At 69.9% G+C, this 20750-nt stretch carries 18 protein-coding genes and 1 pseudogene; 2 read left to right on the top strand and 17 right to left on the bottom strand.

Going from position 1 to position 20750, the window contains the following annotated elements; all coding sequences use genetic code 11:
• Nucleotides 1–64: 64 nt before the first annotated feature.
• From MPE_RS05920 to MPE_RS05870, 11 genes and pseudogenes are all read right to left on the bottom strand, one after another.
• Nucleotides 65–616 carry a hypothetical protein gene (locus MPE_RS05920; RefSeq protein ID WP_041929559.1) on the bottom strand — a complete coding sequence of 184 codons (552 nt, stop codon included), beginning with the start codon at nucleotides 614–616 and terminating at the stop codon, nucleotides 65–67.
• Between the two features lie 10 nt (nucleotides 617–626).
• The gene (locus MPE_RS05915; RefSeq protein ID WP_011828776.1) at nucleotides 627–1409 is read right to left on the bottom strand and encodes a hypothetical protein; all 783 of its coding nucleotides are present in this window, start codon (nucleotides 1407–1409) and stop codon (nucleotides 627–629) included.
• A gap of 750 nt (nucleotides 1410–2159) precedes the next feature.
• Nucleotides 2160–2519, bottom strand: a pseudogene (locus MPE_RS05910) (dCTP deaminase); the annotation flags it as partial.
• A 32-nt stretch (nucleotides 2520–2551) separates the two neighbouring features.
• Entirely contained in the window at nucleotides 2552–3451 is a 900-nt protein-coding gene (locus MPE_RS05905; RefSeq protein WP_011828774.1) for a formate dehydrogenase accessory sulfurtransferase FdhD, read from the bottom strand.
• 58 nt (nucleotides 3452–3509) lie between these two features.
• Nucleotides 3510–3938: a DUF4399 domain-containing protein gene (locus tag MPE_RS05900; RefSeq protein WP_011828773.1), complete on the bottom strand. Its 429-nt coding sequence runs from the start codon at nucleotides 3936–3938 to the stop codon at nucleotides 3510–3512.
• A 54-nt stretch (nucleotides 3939–3992) separates the two neighbouring features.
• A complete protein-coding gene (locus MPE_RS05895) occupies nucleotides 3993–4421 on the bottom strand; it encodes a hypothetical protein (protein WP_011828772.1) in 429 nt (142 codons plus the stop codon).
• 14 nt (nucleotides 4422–4435) lie between these two features.
• Nucleotides 4436–5602 carry a formate dehydrogenase subunit gamma gene (locus MPE_RS05890; RefSeq protein WP_011828771.1) on the bottom strand — a complete coding sequence of 389 codons (1167 nt, stop codon included), beginning with the start codon at nucleotides 5600–5602 and terminating at the stop codon, nucleotides 4436–4438.
• A gap of 48 nt (nucleotides 5603–5650) precedes the next feature.
• Nucleotides 5651–5896, bottom strand: a complete 246-nt coding sequence (locus MPE_RS05885; RefSeq protein WP_011828770.1) for a hypothetical protein — start codon at nucleotides 5894–5896, stop codon at nucleotides 5651–5653.
• Nucleotides 5893–6525 carry a formate dehydrogenase FDH3 subunit beta gene (fdh3B, locus tag MPE_RS05880; protein ID WP_011828769.1) on the bottom strand — a complete coding sequence of 211 codons (633 nt, stop codon included), beginning with the start codon at nucleotides 6523–6525 and terminating at the stop codon, nucleotides 5893–5895. The genes MPE_RS05885 and fdh3B overlap by 4 nt, the downstream gene beginning before the upstream one ends.
• A 14-nt stretch (nucleotides 6526–6539) precedes the next feature.
• Entirely contained in the window at nucleotides 6540–9506 is a 2967-nt protein-coding gene (locus MPE_RS05875) for a formate dehydrogenase subunit alpha (RefSeq protein WP_011828768.1), read from the bottom strand.
• 14 nt (nucleotides 9507–9520) lie between these two features.
• Nucleotides 9521–9733: a hypothetical protein gene (locus MPE_RS05870; protein WP_041929558.1), complete on the bottom strand. Its 213-nt coding sequence runs from the start codon at nucleotides 9731–9733 to the stop codon at nucleotides 9521–9523.
• A 421-nt stretch (nucleotides 9734–10154) separates the two neighbouring features.
• Here MPE_RS05870 and MPE_RS05865 point away from each other — a divergent pair, with 421 nt between their 5' ends.
• The gene (locus MPE_RS05865; RefSeq protein WP_011828767.1) at nucleotides 10155–11537 is read left to right on the top strand and encodes a sigma-54-dependent transcriptional regulator; all 1383 of its coding nucleotides are present in this window, start codon (nucleotides 10155–10157) and stop codon (nucleotides 11535–11537) included.
• A gap of 135 nt (nucleotides 11538–11672) precedes the next feature.
• Nucleotides 11673–13730 carry a sensor histidine kinase gene (locus MPE_RS05860; RefSeq protein WP_011828766.1) on the top strand — a complete coding sequence of 686 codons (2058 nt, stop codon included), beginning with the start codon at nucleotides 11673–11675 and terminating at the stop codon, nucleotides 13728–13730.
• A gap of 4 nt (nucleotides 13731–13734) precedes the next feature.
• On the opposite strand, the gene MPE_RS05855 is transcribed toward MPE_RS05860, so the two are convergent.
• The 6 genes from MPE_RS05855 to MPE_RS05830 form a co-directional block, all read right to left on the bottom strand.
• Nucleotides 13735–14361, bottom strand: a complete 627-nt coding sequence (locus MPE_RS05855; RefSeq protein ID WP_011828765.1) for a TorD/DmsD family molecular chaperone — start codon at nucleotides 14359–14361, stop codon at nucleotides 13735–13737.
• 28 nt (nucleotides 14362–14389) lie between these two features.
• Nucleotides 14390–16513 (bottom strand): 4Fe-4S dicluster domain-containing protein, encoded by a 2124-nt coding sequence (locus MPE_RS05850; protein WP_011828764.1) that lies wholly within the window; start codon nucleotides 16511–16513, stop codon nucleotides 14390–14392.
• A complete protein-coding gene (locus MPE_RS05845) occupies nucleotides 16461–17153 on the bottom strand; it encodes a DUF3306 domain-containing protein (protein ID WP_011828763.1) in 693 nt (230 codons plus the stop codon). Before MPE_RS05845 ends, MPE_RS05850 begins: the two co-directional genes overlap by 53 nt.
• The gene (locus tag MPE_RS05840) at nucleotides 17150–17650 is read right to left on the bottom strand and encodes a DUF3305 domain-containing protein (RefSeq protein ID WP_011828762.1); all 501 of its coding nucleotides are present in this window, start codon (nucleotides 17648–17650) and stop codon (nucleotides 17150–17152) included. Before MPE_RS05840 ends, MPE_RS05845 begins: the two co-directional genes overlap by 4 nt.
• 17 nt (nucleotides 17651–17667) lie before the next feature.
• Complete coding sequence (apbC, locus tag MPE_RS05835; RefSeq protein WP_011828761.1) at nucleotides 17668–18765, bottom strand: iron-sulfur cluster carrier protein ApbC; 1098 nt, start codon at nucleotides 18763–18765, stop codon at nucleotides 17668–17670.
• A gap of 72 nt (nucleotides 18766–18837) precedes the next feature.
• Nucleotides 18838–20628 carry a PAS domain-containing sensor histidine kinase gene (locus MPE_RS05830; protein WP_011828760.1) on the bottom strand — a complete coding sequence of 597 codons (1791 nt, stop codon included), beginning with the start codon at nucleotides 20626–20628 and terminating at the stop codon, nucleotides 18838–18840.
• Nucleotides 20629–20750 lie beyond the last annotated feature (122 nt).

Here is a 20750-nt window from a genome sequence, read left to right as displayed (position 1 = left end):
AACCCCCACAGCACCTCGCCGCGTCGATACTGTATGGAATACCATACATCTTGACCGGACTTCTTCAGTTCAACGGAGTCGGTCGCCAAAAGACCCGCACGTCGTCGCCCCACCTCCACCCGGCCGCGCGAACTGCAACGGGGAGAAGCACTCGCATGCGCTCGACGCTGAGGTTCGTGTCGGCGTACCACCCCTCGGACAGCTCGACGCTGTGGCGGCGAACCCATCCGTCCGGTTTGCCCAAGAACAACCGTTGCCTGTCCTCAGCCACGTAGCTGCGCGCCGTACCGCGGCATGACATCGCAGCGGCCATCGATGCCCGCCTTTCAGGCACCGCCGCCCGCAGCCCCCGCAGCACAAACAGGTGGATGTCGATGAAGTTCCACATGCGCCGAAGGTCACCTCGGAACAGCACGCCACGGTGAACCATCTTCGGCGCGACCGCGACGAGCTGCGTCGTCGTCGGCCGCGTCGCTGTGTCGAGAAGGTCAGCAAGCTGATGCCGTCGTAGCTCCAGACTCGCCATCCACGTGTTCGCTGCCGCCATCGCCGCGTTCACCTCATCGAACTCTGCGAGAAGGCGCTCCGCCGAAAACGACTCACTGCTCCTTGTCATCGACGTCTCCTTATGCACCAACACGACGGCTGCTTCCCTTGGACCTCTTCGCCTTCGGAGACTTTCGCACTGCGGTGCCGCCGCTTCGTTCGGCGCCTTCTTCGCGCAAGGTCTCTAAGAGCACCTCCACCATCCGAGCCTGCGCAGCGTTCGGTTCGGTGCCCGGCACGAACTCGTCCTCCAAATAGGTGGTGAAACCCGCGAGGCCTCGTTGCTCACGTACCGCCCCCGGCATGCCAAGAGGCTGCAGGTGCAGGCCCCCCCCGGTGTCGCGATCGGCCGCCCGCAGGACGGCTCGGATGCCGGCGAAGGGGTCGTCGCCGAGGAAGTCAGCGATCGCTAGAAGTCGAGGACCGAGCAGCAGGCGTTTGATCTCCCACCCGTCCTCGAAGATCTCGTCCCGGTAGTGCTTGAACTCAATGTCCCACTGCGATTCCAAGCTCGACGTCCTGACAACCAACAGATAGGCCACGCGGTTGATGAACACGTCGCGCCACAGGTTCGCTTCATCGCAGGCCCGATCCACCGCTTCCGCGGTGCTGCGTCGAAGGTTGAAGCTCACCGGCCTCAGGTCTTGAAGCTCGAGCAGGCACCGCTTCACGTACTTGCGCGCCGCCGCGGAGTTCTTCCTTCCGGCAAGCTCAGACAGGAGCATCGGCGCCTCGTGGTCAAGCACCAAGTCAAAGTAGGCATCGCGGTTCAGGCAAGCCTTGTTGCACAGCTCGTTGAACTTGTGCAGCAGCGGCGCCCACATCTGCACCGAGATCTTGCGCTTGTCTTCAGCGGTCTTCATGGCGTCAAGGGTGCTTGCATCCCCTGAACAATAGAGATCGCGCGAGCACAAAACAAGGCGAACGCCGTGCTTTTTTTACGGCTTTTTCTTTGACTTCTTTGGTGAAAATCACGGCTCTCGGTAACCAGTCGGCCCCGCGGCGGCGTGAGTACATAGAGGCGGCTAGCCAGGAGACTTGTTGATCGCACCTTGCCGCTACCAGACACCGCGCCACACGATCACGCTGGCGAACGCCCCTTTTCGTCTTCCATCGTCAGGAGGACGTCCTTCGCCGTTCCCGGGTGCTACCGCAACGTCACGATGCCGCACCAGCAAGCCGGCCGACCGTTTGGGTAGACGGTCAGGGCGTGCGGCCGACTTCAGGCGCCTGCGTCCAGCAACGACCGCAGAATCCCCCTCGCCTTCGTGGCGAGAGGCAACTCGAAGCAGGCAACTGCTTCCTGCAAACCTGGCCGCGCCTAGGCAAGTGTTGTCCAAGACGGGCCGAGCTTGACCTCGACGGAGGACCACACCTTTCAAAGCCCGCCGGCAACCCAAGCATTCCACTCGCCCGTGTGGACAACCGGGCTGTACACACCTCATGGGTGTGCACAGCCGCCCTTCGGGCGGTTCCCCGGTTCCCCACACTATGGACTGACGCGCCCGCTGCGCGGGCTTGCCAAACAGCCGTTAGAAGTCAATGACCAAGAAGAAATTCAGTTCAGCCCGTCTACCTTGCTCAAATTACTCAGAAAGCTCTTGACTACATTAGATCCCGCAGCGCGCGTAGGTGCTCTTGCCCAGGCAGATGGTCAGCACGTTGCGCGGTATGCGGAAGTACTCGACCGTGCGCGCCAGTGCGAAGCTGTTGGGCGGGATGATGCAGACCTCGGCGTCGATGTCGACGAAGCTCTTCTCGTCGAAGGCCTTCGGATCGACCACCGTGCTGTAGATGTTGGTGAAGACCTTGAATTCCGGCGCGCAGCGGATGTCGTAGCCGTAGCTGCTGGTGCCGTAGCTGACGATGCGGTGGCCGTCGGGGGCGTTGCGCACCTGGCCGGGCTCAAAGGGCTCGATCATTCCGTGCTGCTCGGCCATGCGCCGGATCCACTTGTCGCTCTTGATGCTCATCGCGGTGCTTCTTCCTGCAAGAAGCCCGGATTCTAGGCAGCCCGGCTCCCGCCCTCCCCGGCCGGCGGCACGGAAGGGGGCCGCGCCAGCGACGGATCGCCGTCGAAGCGCTCGAAGCCGCTGTAGCAGAGGAAGTGCCGGTTGGTCGCGCGGCCGAACAGCGCCAGGCCGAGCCGCGTGGCCAGTTCGTGGCCCATCTGCGTGATGCCGGAGCGCGAGACGATGATGGGCACGCCCATCTGCGCCGACTTGATGACCATCTCGCTGGTCAGGCGACCGGTGGTGTAGAAGGCTTTGTCGGCCCCGCCCAGACCGCGCAGCCACATCCAGCCGGCCAGCGTGTCGATCGCGTTGTGGCGGCCCACGTCCTCCACGAAGAGCTCGAGCCGCGCGTCGTCGCCGGCCAGCGTGAAGAGCGCGCAGCCGTGCACCGAGCCGGCCGACTTGTAGGTGCTCTCCTGGCGGCGCACCGCATCGAGCAGCGCCACCAGCGCGCGCTGGCTGATGCGGGCGGCCTGCGGGTCCGGCAGCACCAGCGTGTCGAGCTCGTCCATCAGGCTGCCGAATACCGTGCCCTGACCGCAGCCGGTGGTGACCACGCGCCGGGCGGTCTTGCGGTCGAAATCCTCGATGCCGGCGCGCGTCTTCACCGCGGCGGCGCCCACGTCCCAGTCGACCGTGACCGAGTCGATGTCGTGCATCGAGTCGACCAGGCGCTGGTTGCGCAGGTAGCCGAGCACCAGCAGTTCGGGTTCGGCGCCCAGCGTCATCAGCGTGACGAGCTCTCGCTTGTCGACGAACACCGTCAACGGGCGCTCGGCCGGGATCTGGATCGTCTCGCGCTGGCCGTGCTCGTCGAGCACGTCGACGCTGCGGGTCAGCGCTGCCTGAGCGCGGCTCAATCGAGGCAGCGGCGGGTCCTGATCGTTCATGCCCGCAGTGTGGCCCGAAACGAGCGCGGCCCGCTCGACCGGGCGGAGGAACGCGCCGTCACCGGACCGTGATGCGCACCGAGGCGCTCATCGCTTCCCCGTAGGACTGGTGGAGGCCGTCCGCGAACTGCATCTTCAGCACATGGCTGCCGGGCGCCAGCTGGACCTCGGTCTCCGTCTGGCCCTTGCCGAAGTGCAAGTGGCTGCCGTCCGCCGGAATCACGTTGCCCTGCCCCGGACCCGCGGTATCGATCAGCAGGTGGTGGTGCCCGGTGCCCTCCGCGAGCTCGCCGGCCGGCCGGACCGTCATGCCCTTGAGACCGAACTTCACCTTCACCGGGCTGCTGACGGTGCTGCCGTCGACGGGCTCGATGAAGTACACGCCCTGTGCGGCGCTCGGTGGCGTGTTGCCGCCGGGAGGGGGCTTGCTGACGCAGGCCGACAGCGCGACGGCGGAAACCAGGAACAAGGCGAACCGGTAGGACATCGCAGACTCCTTCACGACGACGCGCCCGTGCCGGGCGTCAGGCTCACCGCCCTGCTACTTCTTCGGCGTCCCGGTCTGCTCTGCCGAGGTCGCCTTGCCGCTGGGCGGGGTGGTCGCCGTCTTGGCCGGCGAGTGCGCTCCGGCGGCCTCGAGCGGCGGCGTGGCGGCGGTCGCGGCCACCTGGTAGGGCCCGGGATCGGTGCAGGCCGGCGTGGCGATCGATGGCTTGGTCTCCTTGCCCGCCGCCTTGGCCTCCTGGGCGTAACGAGCGGCCACGCGATCCATCGACTTGCAGAGCTGGAAGGCCGCCACCTTGTCGGACCAGGCGGTCTTTGCCTTGGCCTCGTCGGCCTTGGCCTTGGCTTCGGGCGTGGGTGCGGGGAGCTTGGCGTGAGCGGCCGGCAGCAGGGCCAGGCCGAGCACGGCGCACAGCGCCGCGGCCACGCAGCGCGGGCCCGGGGTGGGTCGGTTCATCATCAGCATCGTCTCGCTCCCGTTCAGGACTGCACGGCCGCGCCCTGCGTGCCGGCCGCCGGTGTCGGCGACGGCGTGCGCTGCGCGGGGATCTTCCCGGCCTGGATGTCGTCGTACCAGAGTTCGTGGTGTTCGCGTGCCCAGGCGGCGTCGACCTGGCCGTCGCGCATCGCGCGGTAGGCGCCCTTCATGCCGATGGTGCCGAGGTAGATGTGGCCGAGGAACATCGCCATCATCAGCACCGTGGCCACGGCGTGGATCATGTGGGCGATCTGCATGTCGCCGCGCGTGTAGGCGAGGCCGGGGATGAGCTTGTCGAGCACCAGGCCCGAGCCCACCACCACGATGCCCAGCGCAAACACGCCGCCCCAGAAGATGAGCTTCTCGCCCGCGTTGAAGCGGTGCGAAGGCACGTGGGCGCCGTTGAACAGGCCACCGCCCTTGGCCAGCCACAACAGGTCTTCCTTGCGTGGCAGGTTGTCGCGCACGAAGGTGAAGAACACGATCACCAGCGAGACCGCGAACACCGGTCCGGCGAAGTTGTGCAGGTTCTTCAGCGCATAGGCCAGCCAGCCGAACAGCGTGCCGCCGATCACCGGCAGCAGGAAGAACTTGCCGAACGCCATCACCACGCCCGACACCGCGAGCGCCACGAAGGCCACCGCATTGCTCCAGTGCGCGGCACGCTCGAAGTAGGTGAAACGCTCGATCTTGCGGCCCGTATCCGGTGCGTGCACGCCGATCGGACCCTTGGCCAGAAAGAACAGGCCGATCGCCACCACCACGATCAGCAGCAGCGCGCCGCCGTAGGGAATGATCCAGCGGTTGCGCACCTCACGCCAGGCCTCGCCCGCCGTCGTGAAGCGCGAGCCGGGGTACTGCACGAACTGCTGGATCAGCACACCCTTCTCGGCGCCCGGCAGGTTGCTGATGCCCGATTGCTGCCCCGACTCGCGCACCGCACGCCAGAACGGCGCGTTGTTGTAGGGCTGGGTCTTGGCGCGCTGGGCGTTGGTCTCGTTCGCGTCGGGCAGCGCCAGGGCCGCCGCGCTGGCGGCCGGGGCGGTCGGCGCGGCCTGTGCAACAGGCGACACGGCTGGGTCGGCGACCGGGGTGCCCTGCGCCACCGCCACGCTGCCGAGCCATGCCAGGCAGCCGGCAGCCCACCATCGAAGCATCGTGTGTGTCATCGGCATCCCCCTGTCAACGCTGCGGCCGGTGTTCGACGTCGCGCACCATCAGCGCGAGCGCGTGTACTCGTTCTGCTGCTGGTTGCGGGCCCTCAGCTGCTGTTCCCAGCTGGCGCGGTCGCCCTGCTTCCAGTCCGGCGCCGTGTAGCCGGCTTCGGTGCTGCCGTCCCAGGGCTTGCTGTCGCCCTTCTTGGGGCCGGACGCCGTCTGCGGCTTGTCGGCGCACGCCGTCAGCCCGGCGGCCAGGAGCACTGCGCCGAGGAGGGCCAGACCACGCGGCAGGGACCGCCTCATGACTTGCCGCCTTCGGCCGCGGCCGGCTGCGCCGCGCCACCGGTCGGCTTGCCGTAGGCCGTGCCCCAGCCCCACACCTCGGAGCCCTTGCCACGCGTCAGCACGCGGGTGCGGAAGATGTCGGCGACCACGTCGCCGTCGCCGCCGAGCAGGGCCTTGGTCGAGCACATCTCGGCGCAGGCCGGCAGCTTGCCCTCGGCGAGGCGGTTGTGGCCGTACTTCTCGAACTCGGCTTCGGAGCCATTGGCCTCCGGGCCCCCGGCGCAGAAGGTGCACTTGTCCATCTTGCCGCGTAGCCCGAACGTGCCGTTGGTCGGGAACTGCGGCGCGCCGAACGGGCAGGCATAGCTGCAGTAGCCGCAGCCGATGCAGATGTCCTTGTCGTGCAGCACCACGCCCTCGTCGGTGCGGTAGAAGCAGTCGACCGGGCACACCGCCATGCAGGGTGCGTCGGAGCAGTGCATGCAGGCCACCGAGATGCTGCGCTCGCCCGGCACACCGTCGTTGAGCGTCACCACGCGGCGTCGGTTCACACCCCAGGGCACCTCGTGCTCGGCCTTGCAGGCGGTGACGCAGCCGTTGCATTCGATGCAGCGCTCGGCGTCGCAGATGAACTTCATTCTTGCCATGTCAACTCTCCAATTCACACAGAGGCGCGCTCGACCTGGCAGACCGTGGTCTTGGTCTCCTGCATCATCGTGACGCTGTCGTAGCCGTAGGTGGTGGCGGTGTTGATCGCCTCGCCGCGGATGACCGGCATCGCCCCCTGCGGGTAGTAGGGCGCGAGATCGACGCCCTGCCAGCGGCCCGAGAAGTGGAAGGGCAGCCACACCGTCTCGCGGTCCACTCGCTCGGTGACCAGCGCCTTGACCGTGAGGCGCGCGCCGGTCGGCGTGCGGACCCAGACCGTCTCGCCGTTGCGGATGCCGCGGTCGTTGGCGGTGGCTGGGTTGATCTCGACGAACATCTCCTGCTGCAGCTCGGCCAGGTAGGGGTTGGAGCGGGTCTCCTCGCCGCCGCCCTCGTACTCCACCAGCCGCCCGCTGCTCATGATCAGCGGGAAGTCCTTGCCGATGTCCTTGTTCTTGTCCTGCACGGTCTTGAACAAGGTGGGCAGGCGCCAGAACGCCTTCTTGTCGTCGTGCGTCGGGTACTTGGCCACCAGGTCCGGACGCGTCGAGTACAGCGGCTCGCGGTGCTTCGGGATCGCATCGGGGAAGTTCCACACCACGGCCCGCGCCTTCGCGTTGCCGAACGGATGGCAGCCGTGGTTCTTCATCGCGACGCGGATGATCCCGCCCGACGAATCGGTCTTCCAGTTCTTGCCCTCGGCCGCGGCCTTCTCGGGCTCGCTCAGTTCGTCCCACCAGCCGAGCTTCTTCAGCAGCACGTGGTCGAACTCCGGATAGCCGGTGGTGAGGTCCGCACCCTTGGAGAACGAGCCATCCTCGGCCAGCAGGTTGACGCCGTCCTTCTCGACACCGAAGTTGGCGCGGAAGTTGCCGCCGCCGTCCATCACGTGCTTGGAGGTGTCGTAGAGGTTGGGCGAGCCCGGGTGCTTCATTTCCGGCGTGCCGTAGCACGGCCAAGGCAGGCCGAAGTAATCGCCGTCGAGGGAGTACCCGGTCTCCTTGTCGGTGCCGCCCTTGGCGCGCAGCGTCTTCACGTCAAAGACGTGCATGTTGCGCATGTGCACCTTCAGGCGCTCGGGGCTCTGGCCGGTGTAGCCGATGGTCCAGACGCTCTTGTTGATCTCGCGCAGGATCGATTCGGGCTCGGGCTCCATCATGCCGCCCTTGCCGGCGACCAGCTTGTAGTTCTTCGTCAGCTCCTTGTCGAAGCCCAGCTTCTGCGCGAGCTGGTACATGATCATGTGGTCGTTGCGGCTCTCCCACAGCGGCTCGATGACCTGCTCGCGCCACTGGATCGAGCGGTTCGACGCGGTGCACGAGCCACTGGTCTCGAACTGCGTCGTCGCCGGCAGCAGGTAGACGGCGCGGTTGGGGTTCTGGTCCTCGGGCTTGCCGGGCATCGCCGCCATCGCCGCGGTGGCCGACGGGAAGGGATCGACGACCACCAGCAGGTCGAGCTTGTCCATCGCCTTCTTCATTTCCAGGCCGCGCGTCTGCGAGTTCGGCGCATGGCCCCAGAAGAACAGGCCGCGCAGGTTGCTGTCCTGGTCGATCAGCTCGTTCTTTTCGAGCACGCCGTCGACCCAGCGCGACACCGTCATGCCGGGTTTGGTCATCATGCCCGGCGCGTACTGCTTCTTGATCCACTCGAAGTCCACGCCCCAGGTCTTGGCGAAATGCTTGAACGAGCCCTCGGCCAGGCCGTAGTAGCCAGGCAGCGAATCGGGGTTGGGGCCCACGTCCGTGGCGCCCTGCACGTTGTCGTGGCCACGGAAGATGTTGGCGCCGCCGCCGCTCTTGCCGATGTTGCCGAGCGCGAGCTGCAGAATGCACGAGGCGCGCACCATCGCGTTGCCGATGGTGTGCTGGGTCTGGCCCATGCACCAGACGATGGTGCCGGGGCGGTTGTCGGCCATGGTCTTGGCCACGCGGAACACGGTGGCCTCGTCGACGCCACAGGCCTCCTGCACCTTGTCCGGCGTCCAGTTCGCGAGCACGTCCTCGCGCACCTTGTCCATGCCGTAGACGCGGTCGTTGATGTACTGCTTGTCTTCCCAGCCGTTCTTGAAGATGTGGTGCAGCACGCCGAACAGGAAGGGGATGTCCGAGCCCGAACGGATGCGCACGTGTTCGTCGGCACGCGCCGCGGTGCGCGTGAAGCGCGGGTCCACGACGATCATCTTGCAGCCGGTCTCCTTGGCATGCAGCATGTGCAGCATCGACACCGGGTGCGCCTCGGCGGCGTTGGAGCCGATGTAGAGCGCCATGCGGGCGTTCTGCATGTCGTTGTAGGAGTTGGTCATCGCGCCGTAGCCCCAGGTGTTCGCGACGCCCGCGACCGTGGTGCTGTGGCAGATGCGTGCCTGGTGATCGCAGTTGTTGCTGCCCCACAGGCTCATCCACTTGCGCAGCAGGTAGGCCTGCTCGTTGTTGTGCTTGCTCGACCCGACCACGAACACCGAGTCCGGGCCGCTCTGCTTGCGCAGCTCGAGCATGCGCGCGCTGATCTCGTCGAGTGCGGTGTCCCAGCTGATGCGCTCGTACTTGCCGTTCACCAGCTTCATCGGGTAGCGCAGGCGGTATTCGCCGCGGCCGTGCTCGCGCAGCGCAGCGCCCTTGGCGCAGTGCGCGCCCAGGTTGATCGGCGAGTCGAACACCGGCTCCTGGCGCACCCACACGCCGTTGTGCACCACCGCGTCGACCGCGCAGCCCACCGAGCAGTGACCGCACACCGTGCGCCTGACCTCCACCTTGCCCGGGCCCGCCTCGGCCTTGGACGCATCCGAGGCCTGCGCCTTGCGCACCAACGTCAGCTGCCCGGCGGCGAGACCGGCCCCCACGCCCAGGCCGGAGCGGCGCAGGAAGGACCGACGGTCCATCGTCGGGATGGCGCGCGAGAGGCCGCGCGAGAGGCTCGAGACCAGCGACGATGCAGGCGAGCCGGAGCCCGCATCAGGCGACTTGCGCGTGAGCAACATGGGACCTCCGGCACTCAGACTTTGGTGGTTTGGTAGTAGCGCTGCACATGCGCTGTGAGGCGATAGCCGGCGGCTTCGCCGGCTTCGGCCCGGGGCCCCGCCGCGGCGGCCGCGGGCTCGGCCTCGCGTGCGCCCGGCAGCACCACCGCCGCAGCGGCCAGCGCCCCCACGGTGCCGGCACCGGCCACGACGTGGCGGCGCGAGAGCTTGGATTTCGGATCGTTCATGGCTGACTCCTGGGTCTCTGCGCCCGGTGGGGCGCGCGTGCCTTGGCATCGAGCTGATCGCCGACTTCGGCAATTCCATTCCTATGTTAGCCCTGGCTTTTGCACGCCGTGCGTGACTGCGCAAAGGGAAACCCCGCAGCAGCAGCCCCGGGAAGGACGCTGCAGTGCAGCAGCGCGGAGCCCGCGCCAGCCTGTCGCGCACCGCCCCTGGAGATCGACAGCTTGACCACCGATGGCGCGACAGGCTGTCGCAGCGCGATGGGCCGCAGGATGCGGGAAAGTCCCAGGGAGTGGCTCGGACACTGTCCGGCCGTCACCCCGCCGCACGACGTCGCGCGCGCCCGCCGCCGGCCCGCGGCGCGGGCAACGTGAGGCTGTGCCACAGTCGCAGCCGTTCCCTGCCCGCCTTGCCCGCCGCCCCATGCCCGCCAGCCCCGCCCTGCCCGCTCCCGCCCCCGGACTCGACGCCTGGCCGCGCGCCTCGGTGCTGCTGGTCGACGACGAGCAGGGCATGCGCAACTTCCTCGAGAAGACGCTGGCACCGCGCTGCGGCAACGTGCAGAGCGCTGCCAGCGCCGAGGAGGCCGACGCGCTGGTGCGCCGGCACCGTTTCGACCTGGTGATCCTCGACATCTCGCTGCCCGGGAAGAGCGGCCTCGCCTGGCTTCGCGAGCTGCGCGAGCAGGGCTACAGCGGCGAGGTGGTGCTGATCACCGCCTATGCCGATCTCGACACCGCGATCGAGGCGCTGCGCGCGGGCGCCTCCGACCTGGTTCTCAAGCCGTTTCGCGTGACGCAGATCCTCAACGCGGTGAAGCACGGCCTCGACCGCACGCTGCTGAAGCGCGAGAACTGGGTGCTCAAGCACATGATCTCGCAGCGCGGCGAGGGCTTCGACGGCCTGGTGGGCAGCTCGCCGGCGATGCAGGACCTCAGGCGCGCGCTGCAGCGCGCCGCGCCGGTGGCCAGCACCGTGCTGCTGTCGGGCGAATCGGGCACCGGCAAGGAGCTGGCGGCGATCGCGCTGCATCGCCACAGCCCGCGCGCACCGGAACCCTTCGTGCCGGTCAACTGCGCGAGCCTCGCGCCCGAGCGCATCGAGAGCGAGCTGTTCGGCCATGCCCAGGGTGCCTTCACCGGCGCGACGCACGGCCGCGACGGGCTGTTCTATTACGCCCAGGGCGGCACGCTGTTCCTCGACGAGATCGCCGAACTGCCGCTGGCCCAGCAGGCTGCACTGCTGCGCGTGCTGGAGGACCACCGCATCCGTCCGGTCGGCAGCGAGCAGCAGATCCCGGTCGACGTGCGCATCGTCGCCGCCACCAACCGGCGGCTGGCCGACGAGGTGGCCGCCGGGCGCTTCCGCAAGGACCTGTACTACCGGCTGCAGGTGGTCGAGATCGGCCTGCCGCCGCTGCGCGAGCACAAGGACGACATCGCCGAGCTGGTGGCGCATTTCATCGCCACGCTGGCGCCGCATCTCGGCGTCGAGCCGATCGCCGTCAGCCCGGCCGAGATGGCCTACCTGCAGCAGTACGACTGGCCCGGCAACGTGCGCGAGCTGCGCAACCTGGTGGAGCGCTCGATGATCCTGGGCGCGCTCAACGTGTCAGCGCTCTACCCCGGCGGTACTACGTCGCGCACCGGCGCGAGCGCCGGCCCGACCGACCTGCAGACGCTGGAGAAGCAGCACATCCTCGCGGTGCTGGAATCGGTGCAGGGCGACAAGACGCGCGCGGCTGAGTTGCTGGGCATCTCGCGCCGCACGCTGGAGCGGCGCTGCGCCGAATGGCTAGTCGCTTGAGTCCCCCCGTTGCGGCTGCGCCGCTCACCCCAGGGGGCGCCGCTGGCGGACCGGCGGAGCCGGATCCGCGGCGGCCGCTGGGTTCGCGCAGCGACGTTCGGCTGCTGCTGCGTCGGGTTGCACCGGGCGGTTGAGATGACGTTCTACGAGCGCTTCCAGCGGCTGCCGATCCGCAGCAAGCTGCTGGCGATGGTGCTGCTGCCGTTGGTGGTGGTGCTGCCGCTGCTGGGCCTGCTGCTGCTGGTCTGGGGCAACGTGGCGCTGGACCGCCTGCTGATCACCAAGGTGCGCAGCGACCTGGCGGTGGCCCAGGGCTACTTCGAGCGCGTGCTCGGCGAGGTGGGCAGCAGCGCCGCCGCCGTGGCCGACTCGCAGGCACTGCACCGTGCGCTGGACGACGACACGGCGGCGACGTCGGCCGACGCGGGGACGTGGGTGACGCTGCTGCAGGCGTTCAAGGCCCGCGAAGGCCTCGATTTCATCAACTTGCGCGCCCCCGACGGGACGTTGCGCATCACCGACTTCGGCGCGGCCCCGGCCACCGACGGGCGCTCGCCGGCGTTCCGTGCGGCGGCGGCCGAAAGCGGCCGGGCACGCGCCAGCATCGAGGTGCTGCAGCCCGACGAACTGGCGCGTCTCGCGCCGGCGCTGCAGGACCGCGTCGCGGTGCCGCTGGTGAGCACGCGCAACGCCGCGCCCACGGCTCGCACGCAGGAAGACCGCGCGATGGTCGTGCTGGCCACCGCGCCGGTGCACGACGAACGCGGCGTGCTGCGCGGCCACGTGCAGGCCGGCGTGCTGCTGAACCGCAACCTGCCCTTCATCGACCACATCAACGAGATCGTCTACCCCGAAGGCGCGCTGCCCTTCGGCAGCCGCGGCACCGCGACGCTGTTCCTCGACGACGTGCGCATCAGCACCAACGTGCGGCTGTTCGGCGACGATCCCAAGAACCGCGCCATCGGCACCCGCGTGTCGCAGGCGGTACGCGACACCGTGCTCGGCGGCGGTCAGCCGTGGCTGGACCGCGCCTTCGTCGTCAACGACTGGTACGTCTCGGGCTACCTGCCGCTGGCCGACGGCGCCGGCCGGCGCGTCGGCATGCTCTACGTCGGCTACCTGGAACGGCCCTTCACCTGGCTGAAGTACGCCGTGCTGCTGAGCATCGGCGCGATCTTCTTCGCCGTGATGATCGGCGCCACCGTGGTGTCGCTGCGCTGGGCGCGCAGCATCTTCAAGCCGCTGGAGCAGATGGCGCGCACGATGCAGCAGGTCGAGGCCGGTGGGCTCGACGCGCGCGTCGGCGCGGCCGGCCACCACCCCGACGAGATCGGCCGGCTCGCCGCCCACCTGGACCACCTGCTCGACGTGATCGACGACAAGACGCGCGCGCTGCAGCGCTGGGGCGACGAGCTCGACCGCAAGGTGGTCGAGCGCACGCGCGACCTGGAGCAGGCGCAGGCGCAGCTGCTGCGCTCGGAGAAGCTGGCCACCGTGGGCCAGCTCACCGCCAGCATCGCGCACGAGGTCAACAACCCGATCGCGGTGATCCAGGGCAACCTCGACCTGCTCCGCGAGCTGCTCGGGCCGCAGACCGCCGCCAAGGTCGACGCCGAGCTGCGGCTGGTGGACGAGCAGATCGAGCGCATGCGGCTGATCGTCACGCAACTTCTGCAGTTCGCGCGCCCGAACGAATACGCCGGCTACGTGGACAGCGTGAGCGTGGCGCGCGCGCTCGACGACTCGCTGCTGCTGGTCGGGCCTCAGCTCGCGCGCACCCGGATCGCGGTGCAGCGCGACGACCGGGCGACGGCCAGTGCCGCCATCAACCGCCAGGAGCTGCAGCAGGTGCTGCTCAACCTGCTGATCAACGCGCTGCACGCGATGCCCGACAGCGGCACGCTGTCGCTGCACACACGCGACTGGCACGCCGCCGACGGCCGCGTGCAGGGCGTGCAGATCGACGTGGCCGACAGCGGCCCCGGGCTGGGACCGGAGATCGAGTCGCGGCTGTTTCAGCCCTTCGTCACCACCAAGACCGACGGCACCGGCCTGGGCCTGTGGATCAGCCGCAGCCTGATCGAGCGCTACGGCGGCACGCTGACCGCGGCCAACCGCGACGACGGCGCGCGCGGCGCGGTGTTCAGCGTGCGGCTCTACAGCGAACTGCCGGAGACGACGCTGCCGGCCTGAGGCGCTAGTCGATCAGGTCGAAGCCCTGCGTCTCCACCTCGACGAAGGCACGCAGGAAACCGGCCACGGCGCGGTAGAAGTCGGCGCGCGGGTGCGCCTCGATGGCAGCGCACAGCGCCTCGGCCCAGGTCTGCAGGTGGATGCGGAAGAAGCGCCGCTGCTGCTCCAGGTTGCAGATCTCGGGGTCGTCGCCGGCGATCAGGAAGCGCATCACCTCGCACACGCTGGCGATGTGGTCCTCGGTCTCGCTCACGCCGTCGGCGCGCTCCAGGCCCAGCGTGCGCAGGTCCGCGCGCAGCTCGACCAGCGGCCGGTCGTTCAGCGCGCCGGCCAGATGGAAGGAGCCGTAGAGAAAGATCTCGGCCCGCCCGACGCCCAGAAACAGCGCGTCGTACTCGGCGGCCACCGCATCCGGCGGCACGCGCCGCGCGGCCGCCACCACCTCGCCCCAGGCCGGCTCGAGAAAGCCGCCGGGCGTGGGCGCCTCGGTGGGCGCCACGCGCAGCTGTGCGTGGAAGGCGGCATCGGGCGGAGCGACGAACAGCTGCGCGAGCAGGCCGTAGATCTCGGCCCGCGCGAGTTCCTCGCGGTCGTCGGCCGGGGTGGCGAACTGGATCGGTTGCGGTTTCATCGGGGAGCGGTCCTGTCGGCCACGCGGCTCAGAGGTCGGTGATCTTCACTTCGTTCGGGTTGGTGTGCAGGTCGATCACGCGGCAGTCGCCGCACATCTTCAGGCGCTCGAGCGCCGCGCCCTGGAACATCGAGTGGCCCGCCAGCTTCGTCAGCATGCCCTCGATCGCCTTCTGCGTGCCGAACGGCTTGCCGCACTTCACGCAGGCCCAGGGTGGCATCTCGTGCAGCACGCGCGGCTGCTTGCGCGCCTTGCCGCCGTCGGCCAGCCACAGGCGCGGCGCCAGCGCCAGCGCGCCCTCCGGGCAGGTGACGACGCACAGCCCGCACTGCACGCAGTTCTTCTCGGTGAAGCGCAGTTGCGGGCGCTCGGGGTTGTCGCCCAACGCGCTCTCGGGGCAGGCGCCCACGCAGCTCAGGCACATCGTGCACTTGCCGGTGTCGATCTGCAGGCTGCCGAACGGCGACGCGGCCGGCAGCGCGATCGCCTCGGGCACCGGCCGCGCCGGCGCCTGGGCCAGCAGGTGGTCGAGCGCGAGGTCGAGCGTGGCGCGCTTGTCGGCCTGCACCGCAAAGCCGGCCGGCTGCGCGACGGTCTGCGCCGGCTCGCCCTGCAGCGCGGCGTCGAGCGCGGCGACGTCGCGCGCTTCGATCAGCCGCAGGTGGCGGCCGCGGTAACCCAGGCCGTCGAGCAGCGCCTGGCCCACGGCCATCTGGGCCGCCACCGCCGCGCGGTAGTCAGGCGCCTCCTCGTCGGTCATCAGCACCCACACCTGCGCAGCGCCGTGGGCGATGGCCGCGAGCCACAGGTCGAGCCCGACCGAGGCCGTGTGGAACACATCGACCGGGATCACGCGGGCCGGCACGCCGCGGACCGCGGGCTCGGTGCGCGCCGCGCGACCGAGCGCGTCGATCAGCTGCACGCCGGCGCCCTGGCTGTGCAGCAGCAGCGCCGCGTCACCGGCCAGCTTGGGTCCGCCGGCCTGCCGGTAGGCGGCGAGCAGCGTGCGCAGGCGCCGGCCCTGGTGCGCCGGCGTGGGTGTGGCATAGGTCAGCGCGCCGCTGGGGCACACGGTGGTGCAGGCGCCGCAGCCCACGCACAGGCTGGGGTTGACGCTGATGCCGCCCTTCTCCGGTCCGTTCTCGCTGCGCCGGCTGCCGATGGCCTGTGCGGAGCACACGTCGATGCAGGCGGTGCAGCCCTCGCGTTCGTTGCGGCTGTGGGCGCAGAGCTTGTGCTTGTACTGGAAGAACTTGGGCTTCTCGAACTCGCCCACCAGCCCGCGCAGGCGCAGCGCCGCGGACACGAGCTGTGCCTCGTCGGCCGCGTGGAAGTAGCCCTGCGGCGGCTGGTGCAGACCGATCAGCGGCTCAACGCCGAGATCGAGCACGAGGTCGAAGCGCTCGGTGGTCTCGCCCGGCGCACGCTGGAAGTCGATGGCGCCGGCGGCATCGCAGACCTTCACGCAGTCGCGGTGGGCGCTGCACTTCGCCAGGTCGATCTGGTAGCTGAAGTCGATCGCCGACTCGGGGCAGGCCTCGACGCAGGCATTGCAGCGCGTGCACAGGTCCAGGTCGATGGGGTTGGTCGAGGTCCAGGTCGCCTCGAAGGCGCCGAGCCAGCCGGTCAGCGCCGTCACCCGGCCCGCGGCGACCGGCAGGCTGCGCGCCTGCGGCAGCGTGCCGCCGGGCGCCGTGAGCAGCAACGACACGTCGAGCGCGTCCTGCAGCAGCAGTGCGGCGCGCTGCGCCGCGTCGGCCGGGCCGACGATCAGGCAGCGCCCGGCCGAGCGGTAGCCGACGGTGGCGACCGGTTCCGGATCGGGCAGCTGAGCCGCCGCCAGCAGCGCGGCGAGCTTGGGCGTGAGCGTCGTCGGCCTCGCGCGCACGTCCTTCGACCAGCCGCCGGTCTCGCGCAGGTTGACGAAGCGGATCGGCCGCTCCTGCACGCCGGGCGCGCCCTCGGTCTCGGCGTTGAGCTCGAGGAACAGCCGCTGCTCCTGCGTGCAGGCGACCACCAGGTCCTCGCCCGATTTCGCGGCGCGCTGGAACGCACCGGCCTCGCGGCGGCACAGCAGCGTGTGGACGACGTCGAGGCCGTCAGAGGCCGCCGGTCCCAGCGCGCGTTGCAGCGCCGGGCCGTCCAGCGGCATCGTCTGGTTGCAGTTGCAGATCAGGGTCTTCATCGGGGGCGTGGGGCACGGCGGCGACGGCGGGGGCCGGCGCGCCTGCGTCCTCGGCAGGGGAAAAGGGGGATGGAGAAGCCTCGGCGACAGGCACCGCGTCGGCAGGGTGGGCGGGCGTGGCAGTCGCTTGCGCCGCAGCACGGGCCTGGGTTTCGGCCTGCACTTCGGCCGCTTCCTCGGCGGCGAACAGGCCCATGAACCTGGCCTGGTTCAACTGGCGCAGCATCGCCGTGGGGATCGGGTCGGGCTGGCTGTAGTCGTCGATGTAGATGTCGAGCCCGTCCATCACGTTGTAGTGCGGGTCGGTGAACAGCTTCTTCACCGCCGCGCGCTTGACGTCCTCGTCGACGCCGCGCGCGACGAAGCGCGACACCTCGTCGCCGGGCCGCAGCGCCGCCACGTCGTCGAGCGTCGGCAGTGGTTCGGCCGCTGCCGCCTCGGCGTCGGCGGCCGGATCGACAGGCAAGGCCGGCGCAACGGCGGCGGGCGCCTCGACGAGCGCAGCGGTGGGGGTCGGCAGCGGCTCGTCCGGCGACAGCCGCCCGCCCTTCACCGCAGCCTTGCGGCGCGACCAGCGCGACAGAAAGCCGTCGGAGGCGTCGCTCATCGCTGCTCCGGCGGCAGGAAGGAGGCCGGACGCTTGCGGCGCTTGGGCTCGGGCCGGTAGTGCTCGTCGTTCCAGGCCTGCAACCAGGCGGTCACGTCGGGCGGCAGCGGCAGGTTGTCGACGCGCTCCTGCGCATCGAGCCAGCGGCCGGCCTCGTTGTACGACAGGCTCACGGTCTCGGGCCAGGCCCGAGAGGGGTCGTCGTCGGCGATGCGCCAGGCGACGAACCACACCGGCGCGCCCGAGCTGAGGTTGAGGTAGTAGCCCTCGCATTCGTCGGCGAACAGCTCGATGGTGAAGCCGGGGTGCAGCCAGCGTGCCAAGCGGCCGTCGTCACGCAGCAGGCGGGGCGCGGTGCCGAACGCGCCGTCGTCGTCGCGCAGCACTTCGACGAGCCGGAAGCGCCAGTCTTCCCAGCGGTTGGGTTGCGCCTCACGCTCGATCACCACCGCCACGGTCACGGAGGGTCGCGCTGACGGGCGATCGCTTCCGTTCATGCGCGTGCTGCCTCCGCTCAGGTGGTCTTGGAGATGCTGATCGTCGGGAACTTGGACGAGTAGTCCTTGGCCTTCTCGGCGATCTTGATCGCGATCTTGCGGGCCACGCTCTTGTAGATGCCGGCGATGTCGCCGTCCGGGTCGCTCACCACCGTGGGCCGGCCGGCGTCGGCCTGCTCGCGGATCGCCATGCTCAGCGGCAGGCCGCCGAGGTAGTCGACGCCGTACTCGGTGCTCATCTTCTGGCCGCCGTCGGCGCCGAAGATGTGCTCGGTGTGGCCACAGTTCGAGCACACGTGCACCGCCATGTTCTCCACCACGCCGAGGATGGGCACGCCGACCTTCTCGAACATCTTCAGGCCCTTGCGGGCGTCGAGCAGCGCGATGTCCTGCGGCGTCGTGACGATCACCGCGCCGGTCAGCGGCACCTTCTGCGACAGCGTGAGCTGGATGTCGCCGGTGCCGGGCGGCATGTCGACGATCAGGTAGTCGAGCTCGCGCCAGTTGGTCTGGCGCAGCATCTGCTCCAGCGCCTGGGTGGCCATCGGGCCGCGCCAGATCATCGGGCTGTCGGCGTCGACCAGGAAGCCGATCGACATGACCTGCACGCCGAAGTTCTCGAGCGGCTCCATGCTCTTGCCGTCGGCGCTCTCGGGGCGGCCCTCGATGCCCAGCATCATCGGCTGGCTGGGACCGTAGATGTCGGCGTCGAGCACGCCCACGCTGGCGCCCTCGGCGGCCAGCGCCAGCGCCAGGTTGACTGCGGTGGTGCTCTTGCCCACGCCGCCCTTGCCCGAGGCCACCGCGACGATGTTCTTCACGCCAGGGAGCAACTGCACGCCGCGCTGCACCGCGTGCGAGACGATCTTCACGCCGAGGTTCGCGCTGACGTTCTCGACGCCGGGCACGGCGCGCGCGGCGGCGATCAGCGCCTTGCGCAGCGCCGCGATCTGGCTCTTGGCGGGATAGCCGAGTTCGACGTCGAACGCGACGTCGCCACCCTCCAGCTTCAGGTTCTTGAGCTGCCGGGTCGAGACGAAGTCGCGGCCGGTGTTCGGATCGACGACGGCTTTCAGCGCGGCGAGCACGGCGGCGTCGTTCAGGAGCGAGGTCATGGGTCTATGAAATGGTGTGCAAAGGCGCGGCCGAGTCTAGCCGAGCCCTGCCCCGCAAACCGGTGCGCGACTTCAGGGCCCCGTCGGCCGCAGGGGCAGGGAAATCCAGAACAGCGCGCCCGGCCCGGACGGTGCCGGCGCGAGCCCGACGTGGCCGTCGAGCTGCATCGCCTGCTCGCGGCAGATCGCCAGGCTCAGGCCAATGCCGGGTCGGCCCTGGGCCGGCTCGGGCGGCGCAAAGGGGTCGAAAGCCCGCTCGGCATAGCCCTCGGGCAGCGCCGGGCCGTCGTCGAACAGCTCCACCCGGACCGCGTCGCCGCGCAGCGAAGCCGCCACCCGCACTTCGCCGCCGGCCGGCGAGGCGTCGGTCGCCAGCGTCAGCAGGCGCGACAGCAGCCGACCCAGGTCGCGCGTGTCGGCTTGCACCGGCAGCGGGCCGTCCGGCGGCTCCAGCAGCAGGCGCACCTGCTGGCGGCGCGCCCGCACCTGGGCGGCACGGACCGCGGCGCGCAGTTCCGACGCCAGGTCGGTGGGCACGACGCGGGCGTGGCGCGGCCCGGCCCGCAGGCGTTCGAGCTCCAGCAGGTCGTCGACCAGCCCCAGGGTGCGCTCGCTGTGGCCCCAGGCCAGCGTGAGCTGCTGGCGCAGCGGGGCCTCGAGTGCGCCCGGCGGCAGCGTCGGCAGCAGCGCCAGCGCATCGCGCACCTGCGCCAGCGGCTGCCGCAGCGCGTCGCCCAGCATCGCGGCGAAGGCGTGCGTCATGCGCACCGCGCGTTCGGTCTCGCTGAGGTCGCGGCACAGGCAGATGCCGATGCGCTCGCCGTCCACGTGGGTCTGCACCAGGGCGATCTCCATCGGCACCTCGACCCCGCCGCTGCCGGCGCGCTGGCCCGACACGGTGTCGCGGCGCACGGTCCACGGCGACGGGGTGAGCCCGTCGAGTTCGGCCTCGGGCTGGGTGACCGGCCAGTCCAGGTCTTCGGCGAGCGACGGGATCAGCAGCGAGATCGGCTGTCCGCCGATGCCCTGGCGCGAGCGCCCGAACATCACTTCGCCGGCCGGGTTGATCCATTGCACGCGCCCGGTCTCGTCGTAGGCGATCGCGGCTTCGCTGATGTGCTCGAGCACCATGCGCAGGCGGCGCTGGGCATCGAGCATGCGTTCCTGGGCGTGCCCGCGCTCGTCGGCCTCGCGCTCCATGCGCCGGCCTGCGGCCGCGAGCTGGGCTGCGAAGCCGCGCACCGCGAGCAGCGCCACCACACCCAGCAGCGCGGCCACCACCGCCACCAGCACGATCAGCTTGTCGGTCGCTTCCCGCGCGGCCTGCCCGCCGGCCGCACGTTCGGCCTGCAGGCCCGCCTCGGTGCGCCGCAGGCCGGCGAGTTCGGCAGCGATGCGGGCCCGGGTGGGCGCGGCCACGCGGAACAGCGACTGCACATAGGCCGAACCCAGCCGCTGCCCAGCCGTGCAGGCCTGCTGCAGCGGCAACGTGTAGAGCTGCTGCCATTCACGCAGCGCCATCGTCAGCGACTCGACGCGGCCGACCTGCGAGGGGTTGTCCGCCACCAGGCCGCGCAGGCGCGCCAGCGGTTCGTTCCAGGGGTTGCCGTCCGGACGGCCTTCGGGGGCCGAGGCCACCGGCGCCCCGACGGCCACGCACAGCGCCATCTCGGTGGGCGGCACCGCGAGGCGGTCGAGTTCGGCCAGCACCGCGATCGCCTGTTCGCTGCGCAGGCGCAACTCCTGCGACTGCAGCAGCGCCGCGTAGTCGCGCCAGCCGATCAGCAGCATGCCGACCAGCAGCGCCAGCAGGCCGCAGAACACCAGCGGCAGGCGCCACGCCACGTACAGGCCGCGTGGCATTCAGGCGCTCCCGACGGCGGACCGCAGGGCAGTGGGACGGAGCGTGCGGTGAGGCGGCAGGAGCGGGTTCATGCGGAGCGGAAGCCGGATCGACAGGCCGGCGGAAGCCGGGCAAGGGCCGG

This window comes from Methylibium petroleiphilum PM1, assembly GCF_000015725.1.
GTDB lineage: Bacteria > Pseudomonadota > Gammaproteobacteria > Burkholderiales > Burkholderiaceae_C > Methylibium > Methylibium petroleiphilum.
Note: the sequence above shows the minus strand (reverse complement) of the source record. Positions and strands in the feature narration are given on the sequence as shown.

Bases quoted from the DNA above. Each gene is read 5' to 3' on its own strand.
- MPE_RS05890 (WP_011828771.1), bottom strand. From the start codon at position 5,602: ATGACACACACGATGCTTCGATGGTGGGCTGCCGGCTGCCTGGCATGG.
- MPE_RS05870 (WP_041929558.1), bottom strand. From the start codon at position 9,733: ATGAACGATCCGAAATCCAAGCTCTCGCGCCGCCACGTCGTGGCCGGT.
- MPE_RS05915 (WP_011828776.1), bottom strand. From the start codon at position 1,409: ATGAAGACCGCTGAAGACAAGCGCAAGATCTCGGTGCAGATGTGGGCG.
- MPE_RS05855 (WP_011828765.1), bottom strand. From the start codon at position 14,361: ATGAAACCGCAACCGATCCAGTTCGCCACCCCGGCCGACGACCGCGAG.
- MPE_RS05875 (WP_011828768.1), bottom strand. From the start codon at position 9,506: ATGTTGCTCACGCGCAAGTCGCCTGATGCGGGCTCCGGCTCGCCTGCA.
- MPE_RS05885 (WP_011828770.1), bottom strand. From the start codon at position 5,896: ATGAGGCGGTCCCTGCCGCGTGGTCTGGCCCTCCTCGGCGCAGTGCTC.
- apbC (WP_011828761.1), bottom strand. From the start codon at position 18,765: ATGACCTCGCTCCTGAACGACGCCGCCGTGCTCGCCGCGCTGAAAGCC.
- MPE_RS05850 (WP_011828764.1), bottom strand. From the start codon at position 16,513: ATGCCGCTGGACGGCCCGGCGCTGCAACGCGCGCTGGGACCGGCGGCC.
- MPE_RS05905 (WP_011828774.1), bottom strand. From the start codon at position 3,451: ATGAACGATCAGGACCCGCCGCTGCCTCGATTGAGCCGCGCTCAGGCA.
- fdh3B (WP_011828769.1), bottom strand. From the start codon at position 6,525: ATGGCAAGAATGAAGTTCATCTGCGACGCCGAGCGCTGCATCGAATGC.
- MPE_RS05845 (WP_011828763.1), bottom strand. From the start codon at position 17,153: ATGAGCGACGCCTCCGACGGCTTTCTGTCGCGCTGGTCGCGCCGCAAG.
- MPE_RS05865 (WP_011828767.1), top strand. From the start codon at position 10,155: ATGCCCGCCAGCCCCGCCCTGCCCGCTCCCGCCCCCGGACTCGACGCC.
- MPE_RS05860 (WP_011828766.1), top strand. From the start codon at position 11,673: ATGACGTTCTACGAGCGCTTCCAGCGGCTGCCGATCCGCAGCAAGCTG.
- MPE_RS05840 (WP_011828762.1), bottom strand. From the start codon at position 17,650: ATGAACGGAAGCGATCGCCCGTCAGCGCGACCCTCCGTGACCGTGGCG.
- MPE_RS05895 (WP_011828772.1), bottom strand. From the start codon at position 4,421: ATGCTGATGATGAACCGACCCACCCCGGGCCCGCGCTGCGTGGCCGCG.
- MPE_RS05830 (WP_011828760.1), bottom strand. From the start codon at position 20,628: ATGCCACGCGGCCTGTACGTGGCGTGGCGCCTGCCGCTGGTGTTCTGC.
- MPE_RS05920 (WP_041929559.1), bottom strand. From the start codon at position 616: ATGACAAGGAGCAGTGAGTCGTTTTCGGCGGAGCGCCTTCTCGCAGAG.
- MPE_RS05900 (WP_011828773.1), bottom strand. From the start codon at position 3,938: ATGTCCTACCGGTTCGCCTTGTTCCTGGTTTCCGCCGTCGCGCTGTCG.